Here is a 3,383-nt window from a genome sequence, read left to right on the forward strand (position 1 = left end):
TACACACTGCATTTCGTCGGCTGCGTCAGATGTGTATAAGTGACAGCCCTCCCTTTCGCGCAGCGAAGGGGAGGGTTGGGGAGGGGTGTTCTGGCTCAGGCCTTAGCGGCCACCCCATTCCAGCAATCCCCATCCCCACGCACTTCCAGCCTTCGCCTAGAATCCCCGATCCCTTGAATCCACCGGAGTCGCAATGCCTGCCAAACCCATGTCCCCCACCGGGAAGCTGTTCGCCATCGCCGCAATGATCGAAGGCGTGACCTGGGCCGGGCTGCTGATTGGCATGTTGCTCAAGCGTGGGTTGGAGATCACGGACCTGGGCGTGCGCATCTTCGGGCCGCTGCACGGCATGGCCTTCCTGTTCTACGTGGGGGTATGCCTGTACGCCTGGACCAAGCTGCGCTGGCCGCTATGGGCAATGCTGGTGGCGCTGGTCGCCGCGGTGCCGCCGCTGGTGACGGTGCCGCTGGAAATGTGGTTCCGCCGTATCGGCCTGTTGTCCGACCGCACGCCCTGAGTTCGGCAGACCGCATCGTCGCAGGCCCCTGATGCCGCGCCGGACAAGCGCGGCATCACGGTTTTTGCCGATGAACCCATCGTTTCACCTGGCAACGGGGTGATGTGGTTTAGCCTGCGTTATGCAAGCCATGGCGTTGTTCAAAAGGCTGTGCGGCCGCTTGGGCCACGCAGAATTCCGGATTGTCGTGGGGCGTGCGCCGCCGACGTAGTCGCAGAGCGGATGGGCGGGGAGTGCAGGGCCCGCTGGCGGTGGGCCTTGCCCATTGTGGATAATCTGCCCGCTCGCGACGGCCGCATGGCCGGGGCGGGGCGCCCACGGAGTGGGTGACGCGGTTGAGGGGGCTCCCGCGGTGCCTGGAAGATGGCACATCACCCATTGGGTATCTGCGCATTTGCTGCACGTTTAAGTTTGATCCTCTAGTTTTTTCCGCACGTCACGCTCTCCCTTCAAGGAATTCCGGTGCAACACGCAAGCAGTGAACGGCACGGTGCAACGCGCCTTTCCGCACAAGGCAATGGTCTGTCGGTGACGCAACACCGGAGTGATCGATGAGCGGCCCCATTCTCACATCCGCCAACCGCCACGCGCCCGCCGCGATGGGCCTGGACGCGGGCATGGCGGTGTTGCCGGCCGAACATCCGCTGCAGATGCCGGAGCAGTCGCTGCGCGAAGGCACGCTCAAGGTGCGCCGGCAGGAAACCGCGCCGCCGAACATCGGCCTGCGTCGGCTCTATGTCTTCGGTACCACTGCGCTGATGACCGCAGCGGCGACCTGGATGATGGCGCGGGTGCTGGCCAATGGCGGCATCAACGTGTTGGAAGCCTGCCTGCTGCTGTTGTTCGTTGCCCTGTTCGCGTGGATCGCGCTGTCCTTCGTCGGCAGCCTTGCTGGCCTGCAGGCATTGCTGCGCGGGCGCCGCAAGCTGGGCATCTATCCCGATACCCCGCTGCCGGTGCTGGAAACGCGCACCGCACTGTTGATGCCCACCTACAACGAAGACCCGCGCCGGATGATGGCCGGCCTGCAGGCCATCTACGAATCGGTCGCGGCCACGGGCCAGCTGGATCGGTTCGATTTCTTCGTGCTCAGCGACACCACCCGCGACGATATCGGCCGTGCCGAGGAACAGGTGTTCCTGCGTCTGGTCGAAGAGACCGGCGGCGTCGAGCGCCTGTTCTACCGGCGCCGCGCCAGCAATGTCGGCCGCAAGGCCGGCAACATCGCTGACTGGGTGCGCCGTTTTGGTGGTGCCTACCCGCAGATGCTGATCCTGGACGCCGACAGCCTGATGACCGGCGATGTGATCGTGCGCCTGACCTCGGCCATGGAAAAGCACCCCAGTGTCGGCCTGATCCAGTCGCTGCCGGCGGTGGTCAACGGCCGCACCGCGTTTGCCCGCATGCAGCAGTTCGGCGGCCGCGTGTACGGGCCGGTGATGGCCTACGGCGTGGCCTGGTGGCACGGCTCCGAGAGCAATTACTGGGGCCACAACGCAGTGATCCGCACCCACGCATTCGCCGAGCAGGCTGGCTTGCCGGAACTGCCGGGGCGCAAGCCGTTCGGTGGTCATGTGCTGAGCCATGACTTTGTCGAAGCGGCGTTGATGCGCCGTGGCGGCTGGGCCGCGCACATGGTGCCGTACCTGCAGGGCAGCTATGAGGAAGGCCCGCCGACGCTGACCGACATGCTCATCCGCGACCGCCGCTGGTGCCAGGGCAACCTGCAGCACTCCAAGGTGGTGGCGACGCCGGGCCTGCACTGGATCAGCCGCGTGCACATGATGATCGGCATCGGGCACTACTTCACCGCGCCGATGTGGGCGATGTTGATGCTGATCGGCATCGCCATTCCGCTGATCCACGGCGGCATTGATCTGGTCGAGGAACTGCACCTGCAGATGTCGCCCGCCCATTACTGGCGTGGCCTCGATCAACAAGGCGTGGTGTGGGTGTTTGCGGTGACCATGGCGGTGCTGTTGGCCCCCAAGCTGATGGGTTACGTGGCCATGCTCACCGCGCGCAGCGAACGCATCGGCTGTGGTGGCGCATTGCGCGCACTGGTGTCGGTGTTGCTGGAAACCGTGCTGGCCGCCTTGATGGCGCCGGTGGTGATGTATGTGCAGTCGCGTGGTGTGTCTGAAGTGCTGGCCGGCAAGGATTCGGGCTGGGACGCACAGCAGCGCGACGATGGCAGCGTGCCGTTGGGCGCCTTGCTGCGCAGTTACGGCGGGTTGAGCGTGTTTGGCCTGGTGATGGGCGCGATGGCGTATGCCGTTTCGCCGTCGCTGGCCGCGTGGATGGCGCCGGTGGTGGTGGGCATGGCATTGGCCGTGCCAGTAGTGGCCTGGACCTCGTCGCGTCGTGCCGGTGACTGGCTGCGCCGTCACCAACTGCTGGCGATCCCGGAAGAGAAAAACCCGCCACGCGTGCTGGTACGAGCCGCCGAACTGCGTGCGGCGGCCATGCGTGAGCAGTCGCAGGACTAAGCCCGGGTAGGCGCGGCTTCGCCGTTTACGTACCCGCACCTTGCGGTTGTAGGAGCGGCTTCAGCCGCGAAGCCATAGATCCCGAATGTCGCAGCAGCGTCTCTTGCATCGGCTTCGCAGCTAACGTTGCAGCGCCATGCGGTTGTAGGAGCGGCTTCAGCCGCGAAGCCCAGAATCCCGGACGACGCAACGCAGCCGGGTTTCTTCGCGGCAAGAATCTGCAATTGCCCGCATCACGGTGATGCAGCGGTGTCGGCTTCGCGGCAGAAGCCGCTTGTGTCTGCCACCGGAGTAGGTTTGCAGGTGAGAGCGGAGTGCGGCAGCCCGTTATGCCGCGGTGCGCACAAGCACGTGTAGGAGTTGGGGCGCCGCACTCC

General features: G+C 65.2%; 2 protein-coding genes. Both read left to right on the forward strand.

What is annotated here, in order from left to right:
- Window positions 1–208 precede the first annotated feature (208 nt).
- Window positions 209–517, forward strand: coding sequence for a DUF3817 domain-containing protein (locus tag ACVOLO_RS17990; protein WP_481571692.1), 309 nt, complete (start codon window positions 209–211; stop codon window positions 515–517).
- Window positions 518–1,068: 551 nt separating this feature from the next.
- Complete coding sequence (gene mdoH, locus ACVOLO_RS17995; protein WP_481571691.1) at window positions 1,069–3,006, forward strand: glucans biosynthesis glucosyltransferase MdoH; 1,938 nt, start codon at window positions 1,069–1,071, stop codon at window positions 3,004–3,006.
- Window positions 3,007–3,383: the final 377 nt, after the last annotated feature.

It is taken from the genome of Stenotrophomonas sp. STEN056, from assembly GCF_056759635.1.